At 59.8% G+C, this 19,364-nt stretch carries 16 protein-coding genes; 7 read left to right on the top strand and 9 right to left on the bottom strand.

Annotated features, from left to right (window positions below; all coding sequences use genetic code 11):
* Window positions 1-2 precede the first annotated feature (2 nt).
* The 8 genes from DKY63_RS17270 to DKY63_RS17235 form a co-directional block, all read right to left on the bottom strand.
* Window positions 3-1,925 carry a PrkA family serine protein kinase gene (locus tag DKY63_RS17270; RefSeq protein ID WP_110965176.1) on the bottom strand — a complete coding sequence of 641 codons (1,923 nt, stop codon included), beginning with the start codon at window positions 1,923-1,925 and terminating at the stop codon, window positions 3-5.
* A gap of 297 nt (window positions 1,926-2,222) precedes the next feature.
* A complete protein-coding gene (gene glpE / locus DKY63_RS17265; protein WP_110965175.1) occupies window positions 2,223-2,552 on the bottom strand; it encodes a thiosulfate sulfurtransferase GlpE in 330 nt (109 codons plus the stop codon).
* 33 nt (window positions 2,553-2,585) lie between these two features.
* Window positions 2,586-3,470: a symmetrical bis(5'-nucleosyl)-tetraphosphatase gene (locus tag DKY63_RS17260; RefSeq protein ID WP_110965174.1), complete on the bottom strand. Its 885-nt coding sequence runs from the start codon at window positions 3,468-3,470 to the stop codon at window positions 2,586-2,588.
* A complete protein-coding gene (apaG, locus tag DKY63_RS17255; RefSeq protein WP_110965173.1) occupies window positions 3,470-3,850 on the bottom strand; it encodes a Co2+/Mg2+ efflux protein ApaG in 381 nt (126 codons plus the stop codon). The genes DKY63_RS17260 and apaG overlap by 1 nt, the downstream gene beginning before the upstream one ends.
* Before the next feature lie 123 nt (window positions 3,851-3,973).
* Window positions 3,974-4,792, bottom strand: coding sequence for a 16S rRNA (adenine(1518)-N(6)/adenine(1519)-N(6))-dimethyltransferase RsmA (gene rsmA / locus DKY63_RS17250; RefSeq protein ID WP_110965172.1), 819 nt, complete (start codon window positions 4,790-4,792; stop codon window positions 3,974-3,976).
* Window positions 4,789-5,778: a 4-hydroxythreonine-4-phosphate dehydrogenase PdxA gene (pdxA, locus tag DKY63_RS17245; protein ID WP_110965171.1), complete on the bottom strand. Its 990-nt coding sequence runs from the start codon at window positions 5,776-5,778 to the stop codon at window positions 4,789-4,791. Before pdxA ends, rsmA begins: the two co-directional genes overlap by 4 nt.
* Window positions 5,775-7,091 (bottom strand): peptidylprolyl isomerase SurA, encoded by a 1,317-nt coding sequence (gene surA, locus DKY63_RS17240; protein WP_162634910.1) that lies wholly within the window; start codon window positions 7,089-7,091, stop codon window positions 5,775-5,777. Before surA ends, pdxA begins: the two co-directional genes overlap by 4 nt.
* Window positions 7,072-9,885, bottom strand: a complete 2,814-nt coding sequence (locus tag DKY63_RS17235; protein WP_110965170.1) for an LPS-assembly protein LptD — start codon at window positions 9,883-9,885, stop codon at window positions 7,072-7,074. The genes surA and DKY63_RS17235 overlap by 20 nt, the downstream gene beginning before the upstream one ends.
* Before the next feature lie 130 nt (window positions 9,886-10,015).
* Here DKY63_RS17235 and DKY63_RS17230 point away from each other — a divergent pair, with 130 nt between their 5' ends.
* From DKY63_RS17230 to DKY63_RS17220, 3 genes are read left to right on the top strand one after another with little or no spacing between them, the layout of a single operon-like run.
* The gene (locus DKY63_RS17230) at window positions 10,016-11,035 is read left to right on the top strand and encodes an aminoglycoside phosphotransferase family protein (RefSeq protein ID WP_110965169.1); all 1,020 of its coding nucleotides are present in this window, start codon (window positions 10,016-10,018) and stop codon (window positions 11,033-11,035) included.
* A complete protein-coding gene (gene murU / locus DKY63_RS17225; protein ID WP_110965168.1) occupies window positions 11,032-11,703 on the top strand; it encodes an N-acetylmuramate alpha-1-phosphate uridylyltransferase MurU in 672 nt (223 codons plus the stop codon). Before DKY63_RS17230 ends, murU begins: the two co-directional genes overlap by 4 nt.
* A gap of 1 nt (window position 11,704) precedes the next feature.
* On the top strand, window positions 11,705-12,472 hold the full coding sequence (locus DKY63_RS17220; protein ID WP_110965167.1) for a TerB family tellurite resistance protein: 768 nt from the start codon (window positions 11,705-11,707) through the stop codon (window positions 12,470-12,472).
* A gap of 125 nt (window positions 12,473-12,597) precedes the next feature.
* Here the strand turns inward: DKY63_RS17220 and DKY63_RS17215 are convergent, their stop codons facing one another.
* Window positions 12,598-13,599, bottom strand: coding sequence for an alpha/beta hydrolase family protein (locus tag DKY63_RS17215; protein ID WP_110965166.1), 1,002 nt, complete (start codon window positions 13,597-13,599; stop codon window positions 12,598-12,600).
* A gap of 73 nt (window positions 13,600-13,672) precedes the next feature.
* Between DKY63_RS17215 and DKY63_RS17210 the strand changes: the two genes are divergently transcribed.
* The 4 genes from DKY63_RS17210 to DKY63_RS17190 all read left to right on the top strand — a co-directional run bounded on the left by DKY63_RS17210 (window position 13,673) and on the right by DKY63_RS17190 (window position 19,238).
* On the top strand, window positions 13,673-16,072 hold the full coding sequence (locus DKY63_RS17210; protein ID WP_110965165.1) for a PAS domain-containing sensor histidine kinase: 2,400 nt from the start codon (window positions 13,673-13,675) through the stop codon (window positions 16,070-16,072).
* Complete coding sequence (locus DKY63_RS17205) at window positions 16,073-16,702, top strand: response regulator (RefSeq protein ID WP_110965164.1); 630 nt, start codon at window positions 16,073-16,075, stop codon at window positions 16,700-16,702.
* 320 nt (window positions 16,703-17,022) lie between these two features.
* Window positions 17,023-18,147 carry an ABC transporter ATP-binding protein gene (locus tag DKY63_RS17195; RefSeq protein ID WP_110965162.1) on the top strand — a complete coding sequence of 375 codons (1,125 nt, stop codon included), beginning with the start codon at window positions 17,023-17,025 and terminating at the stop codon, window positions 18,145-18,147.
* Between the two features lie 47 nt (window positions 18,148-18,194).
* Window positions 18,195-19,238: an ABC transporter substrate-binding protein gene (locus DKY63_RS17190; protein WP_110965161.1), complete on the top strand. Its 1,044-nt coding sequence runs from the start codon at window positions 18,195-18,197 to the stop codon at window positions 19,236-19,238.
* Window positions 19,239-19,364: the final 126 nt, after the last annotated feature.

The raw sequence follows: 19,364 nt of genomic DNA, 5'->3' as shown, positions 1-19,364 counted from the left end.
GGTTACTGGGACTTTCTGACCCGCAGATACCACTCGGACAGCAGTCGTACCTGTTTGTCGGTGTAGCCCCGTTCGACCATCCGAGTGACAAAGTCGTTGTGCTTCTGCTGGTCTTCTTTGCTGGCCTTGGCATTGAAGCTGATGACCGGCAGCAGGTCCTCGGTGTTGGAGAACATTTTTTTCTCGATGACCACCCGCAGTTTTTCGTAGCTGAGCCAGGTCGGGTTCTTGCCGTTGTTGTTGGCCCGGGCGCGCAATACGAAGTTGACGATTTCGTTGCGGAAATCCTTCGGATTGCTGATGCCGGCCGGTTTCTCGATTTTTTCCAGTTCCTCGTTGAGTGCCACGCGGTTGAGGATTTCGCCGGTTTCCGGGTCGCGGTATTCCTGGTCCTGGATCCAGAAGTCGGCGTACAGCACGTAACGATCGAAGATGTTTTGCCCGTATTCGCTGTAAGACTCGAGATAGGCGGTCTGGATCTCCTTGCCGATGAATTCGATATAGCGTGGAGCCAGATACTCCTTGAGGTAGCGCAGGTAGCGTTCGCGGGTTTCCGCCTGGAACTGTTCCTGTTCGATCTGTTGCTCCAGCACGTAGAGCAAGTGCACTGGGTTGGCGGCGATCTCGTGCGGATCGAAGTTGAAGACCTTCGACAGGATCTTGAACGCAAAGCGGGTCGACAGACCGTTCATGCCTTCGTCGACACCGGCGTTGTCACGATATTCCTGGATCGACTTGGCCTTCGGATCGGTGTCCTTGAGGTTTTCGCCGTCATACACGCGCATCTTGGAATAGATGTTGGAGTTTTCCGGCTCCTTCAGACGAGAGAGCACGGTGAACTGGGCGAGCATCTTCAGGGTGTCAGGAGCGCAATGAGCCTTGGCCAGGGAGCTGTTGAACAGCAGTTTGTCGTAGATCTTCACTTCGTCGCTGACCCGCAGGCAGTACGGCACTTTGACGATGTAGATCCGGTCGATGAACGCTTCGTTGTTCTTGTTGTTGCGGAAGGTATGCCATTCCGATTCGTTGGAGTGGGCCAGCAGGATCCCGGTAAACGGAATCGCCCCCAGACCTTCCGTGCTGTTGTAGTTGCCTTCCTGGGTAGCGGTCAGCAGTGGGTGCAGCACCTTGATGGGGGCCTTGAACATTTCGACGAATTCCATCAGGCCCTGGTTGGCCCGGCACAGGGCGCCCGAGTAGCTGTAGGCGTCGGCATCGTTCTGTGGGAATTCTTCCAGTTTGCGGATATCGACCTTGCCCACCAGTGCCGAGATGTCCTGGTTGTTTTCATCTCCCGGCTCGGTTTTGGCCACTGCGATCTGGTTGAGGATCGACGGGTAGAGTTTCACCACGCGGAACTGGCTGATGTCACCGCCGAATTCGGCGAGACGCTTGGTGGCCCACGGCGACATGATGGTGTTCAGGTAACGACGTGGAATACCGAAGTCTTCCTCGAGGATGGCGCCATCTTCAGTGGCGTTGAACAGACCCAGAGGTGATTCGAAAACCGGCGAGCCCTTGATCGCGTAGAAGGGCACTCTTTCCATCAGTTGTTTGAGCTTCTCGGCCAGGGACGATTTACCGCCACCGACAGGGCCGAGCAGATAGAGAATCTGTTTCTTCTCTTCCAGGCCCTGAGCGGCGTGGCGGAAATACGACACGATCTGGTCGATGCATTCTTCCATCCCGTGGAAGTCTTCAAAGGCCGGATAACGGCGGATGACCTTGTTGGAGAAGATCCGCGACAGTCTCGAGTTGGTCGAGGTGTCGAGCAACTCGGGTTCACCGATGGCCAGGAGCAGGCGCTCGGCGGCGGAAGCGTAGGCGCTACGGTCCTTTTTGCACAGTTCCAGATATTCTTGCAGCGAGAATTCTTCCTGGCGTGTGGACTCGAAACGTTGTTGGAAGTGGCTAAAGATACTCATGACGTCACCTCGCTCGATACGTGGAGCCGACGCCGGATCACTCAGTCGATGCTGGCAGCAACCGAACAGGCGGTTGCTGTTTACCCCCCAGAAACCTTCCGAAGTTGACTACTCCGAAAGCTACTCCCGATGATCCGCGCGCCGGTGTACCGGCTCTCCCCTGTTTTGGATGGCCTGCGCTTAAGGATAGTTGGGAATTCAGGAGGTAAAGGCGAGATACGCAATTAGTTGGAGCTGACCGTTCGTCTGCCACCTCGCCAGCCCGCGCAAGCCGTGGGCTTGCGCGTTACAAAAAAATTATTCGGAAGTGCCTTGCGCCGTTTCCGAAGGAAAAGTCGTACGCCACAGCTCAAAACCGCCATCCATGCTGTAAACGTCGGAGAAGCCCTGGCTGATCAGGTAGGCGGCTGCGCTCTGGCTGGAGTTGCCGTGATAGCAGACCACCACGGTTGGCGCATCAAGGTCGGCGCCGCGAATGAAGTCGGCAACCGAGTGGTTGTCCAGATGCTTTGAGCCGCTGATGTGCAGGGCGGCATAAGTGGCGGGGTCACGGATGTCGACCACCACTGCGCCTTGTTCGCGCAGGGCATGGGCCTGTTCCGGGGGGATGCGTTTGAATTCGCTCATGGCGGGCTCCTGTGGCTCGGCTGAACGCGCAGTCTAGCGCGGGGCGCTGGCTGGCGATGGTTCGGAAACAAGTGGGGCGACTGCTGGCTTGGCGACATGGCCGTGCTCGTCGCATTTGCAGGACAGGCGTTCGGCGCTGTCGACATTCATCAGGGTCAGGGCGCCGCCCCATACGCAGCCGGTGTCGAGGGCCGAGACGCCCGGTTCAAGGACTTTGCCTTCCAGCGCGGCCCAGTGACCAAAAATGATGTTCACATCCTTGGTCTTGCGGTCCTTGTGCTGGAACCAGGGCTTGTAACCCGGCGGTGCGCTGTCGAGGCCTTCCTTGCTCTTGAGATCAAGCTTGCCTTCGGCGGTGCAGAAGCGCATCCGGGTGAAATAGTTGGTGATCACCCGCAGGCGGGTCACGCCTTTGAGGTCATTGTCCCATTTCGCCGGATCGTTGCCGTACATGCCATCCAGATAGGGCGGAAACAGGTTGTCATCGCGCAAGGCTGTCTCGACCTCGGCAGCGTGCTTCAAGGCTTTGCGCAGCGACCACTGCGGTGGAATGCCGGCATGGACCAGGGCGATGTTGCGTTGTTCGTCGTAATGCATGAGTTTTTGCTGACGTAGCCAGTCCAGCAGCTCGGCGCGATCCGGTGCGTCGATGATTTCACGCAGGGTATCGGCTTTCTTCAGGCGCTCGATGTTTTGTCCGGCGGCCAGAAGGTGCAGATCGTGGTTGCCCAGCACGCAAACCAGTGATTCACGGATGCTATAGAGGAAACGCAAGGTATCCAGCGATTGAGGGCCGCGGTTGACCAGGTCGCCCACCAGCCATAGACGATCTTTTGCCGGGTCGAACGCGACTTGCTTGAGCAGGCATTGCAACGCTTCAAGGCAGCCTTGCAGGTCGCCAACCGCGTACGTCGCCATCAGTGCAAGGCTCCGGGCACCGCCAGGCGGAACGGGGCGATGATGGCGTCGAAATGCTTACCGTCGTCGGCAATCATTTGATAGCTGCCCTGCATGGTACCCACCTTGGTGGTCATGACGGTGCCGCTGCTGTAGGTGTGGCTCTTGCCGGCTTCGATCAGCGGTTGCTGGCCGACCACACCCGCACCGCGAACCTCTTCGACATGCCCGTCGCCATCGGTGATGACCCAGTGCCGTGACAGCAGTTTGGCCGGAATCAGGCCATTGTTTTGCACGGTGATGGTGTAGGCGAAGGCAAAGCGGTCTTGTTCGGGTTGCGATTGTTCTGCCAGATAGCGGGTGACGACGCTGACGTCGACCTGATAACGAGGATCGGACATGCAAGGGGCCTTAAAAACTAAGCGGGACGCGGGGCGTAGCTGATTCAGATCAGTCTAGGCCAAGTATCGGGTAGTAAACCAGACATGAGTGCTGGTGTCCTACCCGATGGCGCTTGGGAGCTGTCAGGCGTCGGTAGTCTTCTGCTGAGACTGTTCGCTGAGTTTGTCGGCCAGGCGCACGAAGGCTGCCAGATCCAGTTGCTCCGGACGCAAGCTGCCATCGACGCCGGCAGCTTCGATTTCGGCGTTGCTCAGCAGCAACTTGAGGGTATTGCGCAGGGTTTTGCGGCGCTGGTTGAACGCTTCGCGCACCACGCGCTCCAGCAGCCGATGGTCCTTGGCCGGGTGTGGCAGTACGGCGTGGGGCACCAGGCGCACAATGGCCGAGTCGACTTTCGGTGGCGGGTTGAATGCGCCCGGGCCTACGTTGAACAGGTGCTCAACCCGGCAGTGGTACTGGACCATGATCGACAAACGGCCCCAGTCACCACCGCCCGGGCCTGCCGCCAGACGCTCAACCACTTCCTTTTGCAGCATGAAATGCATATCGCGAATCAGGTGCGAGTTGTGCAGGAGGTGGAAGATCAGTGGGGTGGAAATGTTGTAGGGCAGGTTGCCCACCACGCGCAGGCTGTTCGGAGCCGCGTTCAGGCTGTTGAAGTCGAACTTCAGCGCATCGCCTTGATGCAGGTTGAAGTTGCTCTTGCCGGCGAACTGCTGGTTGAGGATCGGAATCAGGTCCTTGTCCAGCTCCACCACGTCAAGCTGGGCGCCACTGCCGAGCAGGCCGGCGGTCAGCGCGCCCTGGCCCGGGCCGATTTCCAGCATCCGGTCTTCAGGCTTGGCGTGAATGGAGCGCAGGATCCGGTCGATAACGCCGGCATCGTGCAGAAAGTTCTGGCCAAAGCGTTTGCGCGCCTTGTGTTGGTATTGCTCGGTCATAAACGGGTCTCGGCCATCTGGTAGGCAGTTTCCAGGGCGACTTGCAGGCTGCCGGTATCGATCTTGCCGCTGCCGGCCAGGTCCAGGGCGGTGCCATGGTCGACCGATGTGCGGATGATCGGCAAACCGAGGGTCACGTTGACGGCAGCGCCGAAGCCTTTGTATTTCAGCACAGGCAGGCCCTGGTCATGGTACATCGCCAGCACTGCGTCGCAGTGCTCCAGATATTTGGGGGTAAACAGCGTGTCGGCGGGCAGGGGACCGCGCAGGTCCATGCCTTCGCCGCGCAGGCGCTCCAGTGTGGGTTCGATGATATCGATTTCTTCATGACCCAGGTGTCCGCCTTCGCCGGCGTGGGGATTGAGCCCACAGACCAGAATGCGAGGCTGGGCGATGCCGAATTTTTCCTGCAGGTCGGTATGCAGGATTCGCGTAACTCGCTCCAGACGCTCCGGTGTGATTGCATCAGCAATCTCTCGCAGCGGCAGGTGAGTGGTGACCAGTGCCACGCGCAATCCGCGTGTGGCAAGCATCATGACCACTTGCGCGGTGTGGGTCAGGTCGGCCAGAAACTCGGTGTGCCCGGAAAAGGCAATGCCGGACTCGTTGATCACACCCTTGTGCACAGGTGCGGTGATCATCCCGGCGAAATGCCCGTCCAGGCAGCCTTGGCCAGCTCGAGTCAGGGTTTCCAGTACGAAAGCTGCATTGGCCTTGTCCAGTTGCCCGGCAACGACCCTGGCGTTCAGTGGTGTATCCCAGACATACAGGTTATTTGCCGGCGCAGGAACATCTGGCCAGCTGTCCGGGGTGACCGGCAGCAAGTCGACTGCCACGCCCAGTTGCGCGGCCCGCTCAAGGAGCAGGTCGCGACTGGTGATGGCAATCAGGGGGTGTGGCTGTGCTTGCGAGGCGAGCAGCAGGCACAGGTCTGGACCTATGCCGGCCGGTTCGCCGGGGGTCAGCGCGAAACGTTTGGGTTTCACTGCGCTGCCTGGTCGGCGCCAGGGAGTTTGATTTCCACGTACGCTTCGTCACGGATCTGACGCAGCCAGGTTTGCAGCTCTTCGTCGTATTTGCGGTTACGCAGTACGGTCATTGCCTGCTGCTCACGCGCCTGGGTGGTGCTGTCAGTGGCGCGACGGCCAAGGACTTCCAGTACGTGCCAGCCATACTGGGTCTGGAATGGCTTGGACAGCTGACCTTGTGGGGTCTTGGCCATCACTTCGCGGAATTCCGGGACCAGTACGCTTGGATCGATCCAGTTCAAGTCGCCGCCGTTGAGGGCCGAACCCGGGTCTTCCGAGAAGCTTTTCGCCAGTTCGCCGAAATCTTCACCGGACTGGATACGGGCATAGAGCGACTCAGCCAGAGCCTTGGTCTTGGCCTCGTCACGAATCGGGCTCGGTTTGACCAGGATGTGCCGCACATGCACTTCGTCACGCACCTGAGCGCCGCCGCCACGCTTGTCGGTGACTTTCAGGATGATGAACCCGCCTGGTGTGCGCATTGGCTGGGTGATGTCACCCACGGCCATGGTGCTCAGCAGGCGATCGAAGGGAGGTGGCAATTGAGCGGCTTTGCGCCAGCCCATGTCGCCGCCTTCCAGTGCAGTTTCACTGGCGGATTTGGCAATGGCAAGCTGGCCAAAGTCAGCGCCTTGCTTGAGTTGCTGGTAAACCGCGTCAGCCTGTTTGGCTGCTGCCTGAATGGCGTCGGAGCTTGCGCTTTCCGGCGTAGGAATCAGGATATTGGCCAGTCGGAACTCTTCGGACAGCTGCATCTTGCCAAGGTCCGAAGCCAGGAAATTCTTCACTTCCTGCTCGGTGACCTGGATGCGCTCTGCCACGCGACGCTGACGTACGCGGCTGATGACCATTTCACGGCGGATCTGCTCGCGGGCGTCGTCGTAAGACAGGCCGTCGCGAGTCAGGGCGGCGCGGAATTGCTCGACCGACATGTTGTTACGCTGGGCGATGGTGCCGACAGCCTGGTTCAGCTCTTCATCGGTGATGCGGATGCCGGAACGCTCGCCGATCTGCAGTTGCAGGTTTTCGACGATCAGGCGTTCAAGAACCTGCTGCTCCAGCACGCTGGCTGGCGGTACGGCCGAACCACGCTTGGCGATGGTTTGCTGGACTTCATGAACCCGTTGATCCAGTTGACTCTGCATGACCACGTCGTTGTCGACGATGGCCACCACTTTATCGATGGACTGTACTGCGGCGCTGGCCGCAGTACTCAGGAACAGCGCGCCCAGCATCAGCGGGCGCAGACAATCAGAAAGCTTGGTCTTCACGTTCACGATAACCTTGAATGCCTTTGTCGAGGAAGCTCTCTACCTTGGCGCCGGTGAGGCCGCCGAGTCCCTTCAGAACAATTTGGAGGAAGACGCCATGGTCGCCTTTTTCGTTTTGCGCAACGTCTTGATTGAACTCGTCATAGGAAACCCAGTAACGGTTGATCAGGCGCAGCTTCCAGCAGCAGTTGTCGTACTCGAAGCCACCGAAGGCTTCCAGTGTACGGTTGCGGTTGTAGTCGTACTGCCAGCGACTGATGGCGTTCCATTGCGGTACTACGGGCCAGATTACAGAGAAGTCGTGCTGTTCGATCTTGTAGTAGTCCTTCACGAAGCCAGGTTGGCCTTCAACACCCAGGTTTCCACCACCCACAGTCCATTGGCCGGTATTTTGGTCGTAGCGGACCTGGTCGTTACGGTAGCGATAGCCCGCATTGATAACCTTGTTCGGGTTGTCTTCAGGCTGGTAGTGGAACATCGCGCTACCCGAGCGAGGGCTGCGGCTGTCCGGGTCCCAGTTGTAATCGGCGGTAGTACGCCAATCACGATTCCAGCGATACTCATATTCCAGCGCGTAAGGAGAAACGTTCGAATGCGCGTCTTCACGCGTATTTGGATTGATCCCCGGAAGCTGGACTTCGCGATCCTTGAAGTACAAAGCTTGGCCAACGCTGATGCGTTGACGCTCGAAGCCATTGTCTTCGATCCAGCGGCTGGTTACACCCAGGGACAATTTGTTCTCGTCGCCGACACGGTCGGAGCCGGAGAACCGGTTGTCGCGGAAGAGTGACGCATAGTTGAACGTGTATTCGCTGGTGTCGAACACTGGAATATCTACTTGGTCCTTCTCAGGCACGTAGAGATAGTACAGGCGTGGCTCAAGTGTCTGACGGAAGTTCTTGCCGAACCAGGAAGTGTTGCGGTCGAAATACAGGCCACTGTCGATGCTGGCGATTGGAACGCCACGGTTCTGGTTGCTGCCGAAATTGCCGTTGAAATTTTCCGTCCCGGCTGCTGCCGCGGCTTGATTTTGAGCCGCAATTTGGCTTTTACCAATGCTGTCGAGGTCAAGCTGGTACTGCGTGTACTGGTACTTGAGCTTTGGCGTCAGGAAGCCGTAAGTCGCTTGCATCGGCAGGCTGACAGAAGGCGCAAGGTTCAGGCGATCGCCATTGGCGCGTGCCAGACCTTGAACGTTTCTGTCCAAGCGCGGCGACACATTGCCATCTTCGTCAGTGAAGTTGCCGTTCTGCAGGTCCCGGTCGAACCGCACGATTTCAGTGTTGTAGGCGAAGTTCAAGCCTGACGGATGATACGGCAGCGCACCATCAAAGGTTATCTGTGGCAGACGCCCATACGGGGTGATGGCCGATACGGTTGCCAGCTCGTATTGCTGGGCATTCACACGTGCCACATAACTGTCGCCACGATAGGTGACGGAACCCTGCTGGTTCACATAATCGGCGCTCTTTACGCCGATCTGATCAGTCTGCAGATCCTGGAAGTAATAAGGATCGCTGATCTTGGTGTAATCGACTTGCGTGAATACGCGCGAGTCAAGACCGCCCTTGTGCTGCCAGTTGTACATGTAGCGGGTCTTGTCGTAATCGCTCTGCAGCTTGCGATCAGTGTTTTCGTCGTTGAGGTACGCAGCACCGAACTGACCTTCGCTGGACTTGGTCAGGTAACGGAATTCGCCTTCCATCAACAGGCCGCGATCGCTCATATAGCGTGGATACAACGTGGCATCGTAGTTCGGTGCCAGGTTGAAGTAGTACGGCGTGACCAACAGGAAGCCGGTGTCGCTGCCGGTGCCGATGGTCGGCGGCAGGAAACCGGACTGACGACGGTCGTCGATCGGGAAATAGATGTACGGCGTGTACAGGACCGGAATGTCCTTGACTCGCAGCGTCACGTTGGTCGCGGTACCGAAGCCGGTGGCCGGGTTCAGGGTGATGTTGTTGCCCTTGAGCTGCCAGGCGTTGCTGTTCGGTTCGCACGTGGTGTACGTACCGTCCTTGAGGCGGATGATCGCGTTCTCGGCACGCTTGGCGTATAGCGCGTTACCGCGGATACGGGACTTGTGCATCACGTATTCGGCGTTGTCGACCTTGGCCTCACCGGTGTCGAGCTGCACGTCGGCGTGGTCGCCAACGATCAGTGCGCCGTTGTCGCGGATGCGCACGTCACCACTCAGTTCTGCGCGGCTCTCGGCCTGGTACAGGCTCGCCTCGTCGGACTCGACCTGCATGCTGCCCTGACGCAGTACGACGTCACCAGCCAGTGTGCCGACCTGATCTTCGGAGTTATAGCGCGAGGCTTTTGCGCCGATAAAGGTTGGCGCGTCACTTTTATTCGTCTTGTCATTCATGCCAGGACGAGTCGGTTCGATATAGGAACCAGAGCAGTAAGGACCGGTTTCGGCCAATTGAGCTGCTGTGAGTTGCTCGCGGGGAACCCAGTCGAGGTGGCTGTAGTCTGCGCTACGCGACTTCAGGCCGCGGCCCTTGGACTCGGTAACGAGTACAGGCTTGGCGCCAGCTTCTTCAGCGGAACCGCTTTCGGCCGCAGCTTCACCAGTAGCGGAAACGGCACTGCCGTCATGCACGGGACGCGGAGGCAATGCAGCCGCTGGCGTCTTTGGCGAGCAATCCCAGGCGCCCGAAGCAGAGACTGAGCAGTCATACTGTTCGCCGGCGACCACGAAGGAAGTAGCTAGAGGTTGCAAGGCCAGCAAACTGCCGGTTACCAACAACGGAAATTTTTTACGAAACGCGGGGGATTTCAATGCCATCTTATTAGTCCGGGCTTCCTGCGTGCCATCTGCCCGCGGTGTGGGCCGCACGCCTCTCGATGGTCTGAAAAAGATGCTGGATAATAAAGCATGACCCGCTTGACGGCTAGCGCCGTCGGAGACCCTTGCAATGCCTGACCAAGATGTACGTTTGCAACACCTGAAAGTTTGGCTCGATGAACAGTTGGCGATCCTTTTTGCAGAACAGGGTTGGGGTGCCGTACCCCCGGCCACGTTGACCGCGGCCAGTAGCGACGCGAGTTTCCGGCGTTATTTCCGTTGGGAGGGCGCAGGCAAAAGTTTCATCGTGATGGATGCGCCACCGCCCCAGGAAAACTGCAAACCTTTCGTGGATATCGCTTTTTTGCTGGCGAAATCCGGAATAAATGTGCCGAAAATTTATGCCGAAGACCTCGAGCGCGGTTTTCTTTTGCTCAATGACCTGGGCAACAAGACGTATCTGGACGTGATCGACGGCGAAAACGCCGACGATTTGTTCAACGATGCCCTGCAGGCGCTGTTGGCTTTCCAGCAGTTGCCGATGGTTGCGCCGCTGCCCAGTTATGACGTCGCGCTGCTGCGCCGGGAGCTGGAACTGTTCCCCGAGTGGTACGTCAAGCGCGAGCTGGGCATCGAATTCGACGCGGCCCAGCAAGTGCTCTGGCAGCAGGTCAGTGATCTGCTGATCGACAGCGCCCTCGCCCAGCCGAAGGTCCTGGTGCACCGCGACTACATGCCGCGCAACCTGATGCTCAGCGAGCCGAATCCCGGCGTGCTGGATTTTCAGGACGCGGTCTACGGTCCGGTGACCTATGACGTGACCTGCCTGTTCAAGGATGCGTTCCTCAGTTGGCCCGAAGAGCGCGTGCGCGTCTGGCTGGAGCGTTACTGGCAACAGGCTGTCGCACTGAATATTCCCGTGCAGCCGGACTTCGAAGACTTCCTGCGTGCCAGTGACCTCATGGGCGTACAGCGTCACCTGAAAGTGATCGGCATCTTCGCCCGCATCTGCCATCGCGATGGCAAGCCGCGTTACCTGACCGATGTGCCGCGTTTCTTTGCCTATATAGAAGCCGTGATTGCCCGTCGTCCCGAACTTGCAGAGCTGGACGTGTTGCTGGCCAGTTTGCGCGCCGGAGTGAAAGCATGAAGGCGATGATTCTGGCGGCAGGCAAAGGCGAGCGCATGCGTCCGCTGACGCTGACCACGCCAAAACCCCTGGTTCGTGCCGGCGGGGTGCCGTTGATCGAGTATCACCTGCGCGCGTTGGCCGCTGCCGGCTTTACCGAGATCGTGATCAACCACGCCTGGCTCGGTCAGCAGATCGAAGATTACCTGGGTGATGGCTCGCGTTATGGCGTCAGCATCCAGTACTCGGCTGAGGGGGAGCCGTTGGAAACCGGGGGTGGGATTTTCCGGGCGTTGCCGTTGCTGGGCGATGAAGCTTTCGTCGTGGTCAATGGCGATATCTGGACCGATTACGACTTCAGCGTGTTGCATCAGCACATCGTCGGCCTGGCTCACCTGGTTTTGGCCGAAAACCCGGCTCATCACCCGTCCGGGGACTTTCAGTTGATAGACGGGCAGGTCCGCGACGGTCAGCCGGGCAACTCCAATCTGACCTATAGCGGCATCGCCGTGCTGCACCCGCAACTGTTCGAAGGTTGCTCGGCGGGTGCGTTCAAGCTGGCGCCTCTGCTGCGTACCGCGATGGCGAACGGGCAGGTGTCCGGCGAACGCCTGAACGGGCAGTGGGTCGATGTCGGCACGCACGAGCGTCTGGCCGAGGCTGAAGCACTGATTGAAGCGAGACGCTGACATGCTGTGGCCAGGGACTCTGATTGGAGCCGGAGCAGGCTTTGCCATTGCCAGTATTCCGGGGGCCATGCTCGGCGCTTTGTTGGGCCAGGCGCTGGATCGACGTTTGCATTTGCAGAGTTGGGCGCATCTGCTCGAGCGACTTGGTGGTCGTCCCGTCCTGCGTAACGATGAGTTGCTCTTCGTTTTGCTGGGAAGGCTGGCCAAGTGTGACGGGCGTGTCGTGGATGGTCATATCCAGCAGGCGCGCCAGGAAATGCGCTCACTGGAAATGAACGAACCGGCCCAGCGCCGGGCCATTGCTGCGTTCAACCGTGGCAAATCGGGCAATGACCGGTTGCGCGGATACTTGCGCCGCCTGAGCGCTCAGCCCCATGCGGCCGAAGGCGTTTTGCGCGCTTGTTGGCGGATGGTCTGGGCTGATGGTCGGGCGGGTAGCAGCGAGCGTGAGCTGATCGCGCAATGGGGCAAGTGGCTGGGATGGACACCGCATCAAGTGCAGGCGCTGGCGACGGACTATGAGCCGCACAAACGTGCGCAGGTCAGCGGTGTCGTGACTTACCAGGAGGCCATGCGACTGCTGGGCGTGTCTGCCACCACTGAGCCGGCGCAGATCAAACGCGCCTACCGGCGGCTGCTCAGTCGCCATCATCCGGACAAGATCGCGGGCAGCGGCGCGACGGCGTCGCAAGTGCGCGAGGCGACCGAGAAAACCCGGGAACTGCATAACGCCTACACATTGATTCGTCAGCGGCGGGATTTTCGCTAAGCCGGACAGTGATGCGTTGTTTTTGATGGCCCAATCGCGAGCAGGCTCGCTCCCACACTGGATTTTCGAACACTGAAAATCAAATGTGGGAGCGAGCCTGCTCGCGATTGGGTCGCCCCGGTCTTTCAGTCCGCCACATTCTGCGGATTCAACCAACCCCGCACCCGCCGCACCAATTGCTCCTGCTGCGCCTTGCCATCCCCCGGCAACGCTTTGAGCGATACCTGGCTGAACGCCGAGGACTTCAAGCGTTTGCTGGCCTGCAAGCGATCCAGCGCCGCATTGCGATCCAGCGGTTTATCCACATAGAAAATGTCGGCGGTGGGCAACTTCAAAGCTGGCGCGAGTTCGTCCAGTTTCGGCTTGGCCTGGACCGGTGTCTGCGCGGCGACCATGACGAACCGCTCGACTTGCGAGGGCTGCTTCTCGCTCAGGTAGCGCGCGGCCCAATAGGCGCCGGTTCCATGACCCAATACGACGATACTGCGGGCGCTTTGCTGTTCGGCGAAAGCGATGGCCGCGTCGATGCGGGCGAAAATTCGCTCGGCATCCTCCTTGGCGTGCTCCTCGCTGGTTTCGGCAATGGGCTTGTCAGCGACGTCGGCCTCACCGCCGGCCACCTGTTCGATAGGGGCGGCGGTTGTCGAATCCTTGCTTGCGGTGTCCGGAGCCTTGGGCGCCGGCGGCACTTCCACAACCCGTGGCGCGATGGCATCGCTTTGCAGATCCGGCAAGGTGATACTCAGGCTGCTCCACTGGGCGTTCGGCAAATTGCGTCGCAATGGGCCAATGACTTGAGGCCAGTCAACTGTTTCGCCGGCACCGGGGATGATAATCACCGCACCTTTGGGATCGGCAGTATTGGCCGGTTTCCACAGGGCCAGGAAGGTGTCGCCGCCCGCTTGCAGTTGTTGTTGCTCCTGGGCGGGAATTTTTCGTTCCAGCGCTGCGGCTTCTTCCTGACTACGCTCGGGCAGAGGTTGACGCTCGGCCGGCTTTTCTTCGGCAGGCTTTTCCGTGGCGTCGGGCGCAGCGGGAACCGGGGCGGCAGCCTCGACGGAAAAAGCCCATGGCAGGATCAGCGACAGGCACAATGCTGGCAGTGCCAGGCGGTAGACAGGGGGCATCGGATATTCCAGGCCAGAAGTGATTCCGGCAGCCTAATGGGTTGGTCAGTATTTGTCAGTGTGTGAGAGTTCGATGATGCGTTTTCGCTGCCTGTGGGTTATCGGCTGGTTGTGGTTTCCCTTGATGGGCTGGGCGGCGGTCGTGCCCCCGGCGCACGTCGCGGCGTTATCGCCCAAACAGCAGCAATGGCTGGCGCAACAGAGCGAATTGCGTGTGGGGCTGGTGCTGCAGGCGCCCTATGCGCAATACGATCGCCGCTTGCAGCGCCTTTCCGGGGTCAACGTCGAGGTGATGAAGTGGCTCGCCAAAGCGCTCAAGGTCGAGTTGAGCTGGCGTAATTTCCCTGACGTCGAACAGCTGGAAGCGGCGGCGCGTGCCGGTGAAATCGATATCGCCCCGGGCCTGATCCAAACCCCCGGTGGCCTGCGCCTCTGGCAGTTCACTGACCCGTACATGCGCGTTCCACAACTGGTGGTCAGTGACCAGAAAAGCACGGGCGCGGTGGAGCTGGAAAAACTCGACAGCCAGACCCGCGTCGCCGTCCGCATGCCCAGTGCGACCGCCGAGTACCTGCGCAGCAACTACCCGCACCTGAACCTGCAGGGCGTTCCGCTCGAGCGCCAGGCGTTGCAACTGTTGTTGAGCCAGCAAGCCGGGTACGCCGTGGTGGATGAGGCGCAATTGGGGCGTCTTTCCAGCGAACCCGAGTTCGCCGGGTTAGTGGTGGTAGGCGATATCGGACTGCCGCAATTGCTGCGGGTGGCGACCCGGCGCGACGAGCCGGAGTTGGCGGGCATCATCGAGACCGCGCTGCGTGCAATCCCGGCCAAGGATCTGGAAAAACTGCACGACCAATGGCTGCAACCCAAATATCCGCGGCTCAGTGAATCACCGGGCTTTTGGCAGAATCTCTCTTTGCTGTTTCTGGTGCTGGCACTGAGCAGCATGGCCATCGTCTATTGGCAGCGTCGTCAGCAACGCAGCCTGGAGCAGCGACTGGCGGCGGCGCAGGAGGACATTGCCTTGCGTGCCGCGAGCGAGGAGGCGCTGCGACTCACCCAGTTCTCCATTGACCAGAGCACCGTCGGCATCCTTTGGGTCAACTGGGACAGTCACGTGCGTTATGCCAACCGCGCCGCCGAAAGCATGCTGGGATATTCCGCGGGCGAGATCATCGATCGGCCGCTGATCGACTTCGAGCCTGGCCTGCACATGGACCGCTGGCTGAACCTGTGGAAACGCGCCCGGGCCAGCGACGAATCCCCGCAAAGCTTCGAAACCAATTGCCTGCGTGCCGATGGCAGCATCCTGCCGGCGGATGTCTCGCTGAGTTTCCTGCGATTCCGCGATGGCGAGTACCTGGTGGTCTACCTCACCGATGTCACCGAGCGCCGCCGCGCCCTGGCGGCATTGCAGGAAAGTGAAGCGCGATTGCAAGGGATCGCGGCGAACGTGCCGGGCCTGGTCTTTCGCTTTGAGCGAGCGCCGGGGTCAGGGCAGATCGATTTTGCCTACATCAGCGAAGGCAGCGAAAGTCTGGTGGGTTACTCGCCGGCTACCCTGGCTCATCGCGATAAAGGCCTGCGCAGCCTCGTGCATCCGGAAGACAAGGCCAGCTATCACCAGACCCAGGATCATGCGCTGGACACCGACAGCGACTGGTCGTGGCAAGGGCGGATTCTCACGCGCCAGGGCGAACAGCGCTGGGCGGAAATCAAGGCGATTACCCGGCAACTGGAGGACGGTGCCTATGTCTGGGACGGCATTGTCTGGGACATCAGCGAAAGCAAACGCATCGAGCTGGAACTGGCCAGCTCGCGGGAGCAGTTACGGGAACTGTCCGCGCACCTGGAAAGCGTGCGTGAGGAGGAAAAGGCCCGGATAGCCCGGGAAGTCCACGACGAACTGGGTCAGATGTTGACCGTGTTGAAGCTGGAAACCTCCATGTGCGAACTGGCCTACGCACAACTCGATCCCGGCCTGCACGAACGCTTGAACAGCATGAAGCGCCTGATTGCCCAGCTGTTCCAGCTGGTGCGTGACGTGGCGACCGCGTTACGCCCGCCGATTCTCGATGCCGGCATCGCCTCAGCCATCGAGTGGCAGGCGCGTCGCTTCGAGGCGCGTACGCAGATTCCGTGTCTGGTGCAGGTCCCCGACAATTTGCCGGTGCTCAGCGACGCCAAGGCGGTCGGCCTGTTTCGCATCCTTCAGGAAGCACTGACCAATGTCATGCGTCACGCCCAGGCGCATACTGTCGAACTGACACTGACCCTTGAGGGCGACGAACTGTGTCTGACCGTTGCCGATGATGGCGTAGGATTTGTCGCGTCGGCTGAGCGGCCGACTTCCTTCGGTCTGGTCGGCATGCGCGAGCGGGTGTTGATCATGGGTGGACAATTGTCGCTCGAGAGCGAGCTGGAAGAGGGCACGACACTGACCGTGCGTGTGCCGTTGGATGAGGAGAAGTAAGTGATCCGTGTACTGGTAGCCGAAGACCACACCATTGTCCGCGAAGGCATCAAGCAACTGATCGGCCTGGCCAAGGACCTGCAGGTGGTGGGAGAGGCGAGCAATGGCGAGCAGTTGCTCGAGACCCTGCGGCATGTGCCTTGCGAAGTGGTGTTGCTCGATATCTCCATGCCGGGGGTGAATGGTCTGGAAGCGATTCCACGGATTCGCGCGCTGAACAATCCGCCGGTGATCCTGGTGCTGTCGATGCACGACGAAGCGCAGATGGCGGCCCGGGCGTTGAAGGTCGGCGCTGCCGGCTACGCGACCAAGGACAGTGATCCGTCCCTGTTGCTGACGGCCATCCGCCGGGTCGCGGCGGGTGGGCGATACATCGATCCGGATCTGGCGGACCGCATGGTCTTCGAAGTCGGCCTGACCGATTCGCGGCCGTTACATTCATTGCTCTCCGAACGTGAGTTTTCCGTGTTCGAACGTCTGGCCCAGGGCGCCAACGTCAACGACATCGCCCAGCAACTGGCGTTGAGCAGCAAGACCATCAGCACCCATAAGGCGCGGTTGATGCAGAAGCTCAACATCACCTCCCTGGCTGAATTGGTGAAGTACGCCATGGAGCACAAGCTCCTCTAAATGCCACTGATCCCCCTGTAGGAGCACAGCTTGCTGGCGATGGCGCCCTCAAAACCGCCATCGCCAGCAAGCTGTGCTCCTACAGGGGGCGCGTCGCCTTGTTCATTTGCGACATGCCCGAGCAAGCGCTTTCGCTTGTTCTTGCGGCTTGTGGCTGAAAGCTTGCCGCTGCGTATGCCAATTCCCGCCATCCTTGTAGGGCAATCCCTACCCCCAACCTTCCATCCCGCTGAGGCGAATCTCTCCTGCGGCCCGATTTGCGCACGTCCCAGCGTCCACTAGGCTTAGTCCACAGCAGTCATCACAACAAAGGTGTGGGTATGAGCCAGGTCGATTCAAGTACAGGGGCCAATGATGTTCTGGTCAGCTTTCGTGGAGTGCAGAAGAGCTACGACGGCGAAAACCTGATCGTCAAAGACCTCAACCTGGATATTCGCAAAGGCGAATTCCTCACCCTGCTCGGGCCGTCCGGCTCCGGCAAGACCACCAGCCTGATGATGCTCGCCGGTTTCGAAACGCCGACGGCGGGTGAAATCCTGCTGGCCGGGCGTTCCATCAACAACGTGCCGCCGCACAAGCGTGACATCGGCATGGTGTTCCAGAACTACGCCTTGTTCCCGCACATGACTGTCGCCGAGAACCTTGCGTTCCCCCTGACCGTACGCGGCATGGTCAAGAGCGAGGTTGGCGACAAGGTCAAGCGCGTGTTGAACATGGTGCAACTCAACAGCTTTGCCCAGCGCTATCCGGGGCAACTGTCCGGTGGCCAGCAGCAGCGCGTGGCACTCGCCCGTGCGCTGGTGTTCGAGCCGCAACTGGTGTTGATGGACGAACCCCTTGGCGCCCTCGACAAACAACTGCGTGAACACATGCAGATGGAAATCAAACATCTGCACCAGCGTTTGGGCGTGACCGTGGTCTACGTGACCCACGACCAGGGCGAAGCCCTGACCATGTCCGACCGCGTGGCCGTGTTCCATCAGGGCGAGATCCAGCAGATCGCACCCCCACGCACGCTCTATGAAGAGCCGAAAAACACCTTCGTCGCCAACTTCATCGGCGAAAACAACCGTCTCAACGGACGTCTGCACAGCCAGTCCGGCGACCGCTGCATCGTGGAGCTGGGGCGTGGTGAAAAAGTTGAAGCACTGGCGGTCAATGTCGGCAAGACCGGCGAGCCAGTGACCCTGTCCATTCGCCCGGAGCGGGTGAGCCTCAATGGCTCCAGCGACCAATGCGTCAATCGCTTCTCCGGGCGAGTCGAGGAATTCATCTATCTGGGCGACCACGTCCGGGTTCGCATGGAAGTCTGTGGCAAGACCGACTTCTTCGTGAAACAACCGATTGCCGAGCTCGATCCCGCGCTCGCGGTCGGTGATGTGGTTCCGCTTGGCTGGCAGGTCGAGCACGTACGTGCGCTCGACCCGATTCTAGAGGCGAACTGATCGCCCGCGCTTCAACACACCAACCCTGCACGTGGAGAGAACAATAAATGTTGAAATCCCTGAAATTCACCGCTCTGGCACTGGGCATGATGGGGGCGGCGGGCGCAATGGCCGCCGGCCCGGACCTGACCGTGGTGTCCTTTGGCGGGGCGAACAAGGCGGCTCAGGTCAAAGCCTTCTACGCACCGTGGGAAGCGGCAGGCAACGGCAAGATCGTGGCGGGCGAATACAACGGTGAGATGGCCAAGGTAAAAGCCATGGTCGATACCAAGAGCGTGTCCTGGGATCTGGTAGAAGTTGAATCGCCGGAACTGTCCCGTGGTTGTGACGAAGACATGTTCGAACAACTCGACCCGGCCCTGTTCGGCAAGTCCGAAGACTACGTCAAGGGCGCCATCCAGCCATGTGGCGTGGGCTTCTTCGTGTGGTCCACCGTGTTGGCCTACAACGCCGACAAGCTGAAAACCGCACCGACCAGTTGGGCGGACTTCTGGGACGTCAAACAATTCCCGGGCAAGCGTGGCCTGCGTAAAGGCGCCAAGTACACCCTGGAATTCGCACTGATGGCCGACGGAGTAGCGCCGAAAGACGTCTACAAAGTGCTGGCCGGCAAGGACGGTCAGGACCGTGCCTTCAAGAAGCTCGACGAACTCAAGCCAAACATCCAGTGGTGGGAAGCCGGCGCACAGCCGCCGCAATATCTCGCCTCCGGTGACGTGGTCATGAGCTCGGCCTACAACGGTCGAATCGCTGCCGTGCAGAAAGAAAGCAACCTGAAAGTGGTATGGAACGGCGGTATCTACGACTTCGACGCATGGGCCATCCCGAAAGGTCTGGATAAAGCGCGCGCCGACGCGGCGAAGAAGTTCATCGCCTACTCCGTGCAGCCGCAGCAGCAGAAGACCTACTCGGAAAACATCGCCTACGGTCCGGCCAACACCCAGGCCGTTCCGCTGCTGGCCAAGGATGTCCTGAAAGACATGCCAACCACCCCGGAAAACATCGCCAACCAGGTGCAGATCGACGTCAGCTTCTGGGCTGACAACGGCGAGCAACTGGAACAGCGCTTCAACGCCTGGGCTGCCAAGTAAGACCGCACCGCGGGCTTACGCTGTAGGAGCGAGCCTGCTCGCGAAGACGTCAGTACTTTCAGCATCATTGTTGACTGACACTCCGCTTTCGCTAGCAGGCCCGCTCCCACATTTGGGTTGTGTGCA

It is taken from the genome of Pseudomonas putida (assembly GCF_003228315.1).
Taxonomy (GTDB): domain Bacteria; phylum Pseudomonadota; class Gammaproteobacteria; order Pseudomonadales; family Pseudomonadaceae; genus Aquipseudomonas; species Aquipseudomonas putida_S.
Note: the sequence above shows the minus strand (reverse complement) of the source record. Positions and strands in the feature narration are given on the sequence as shown.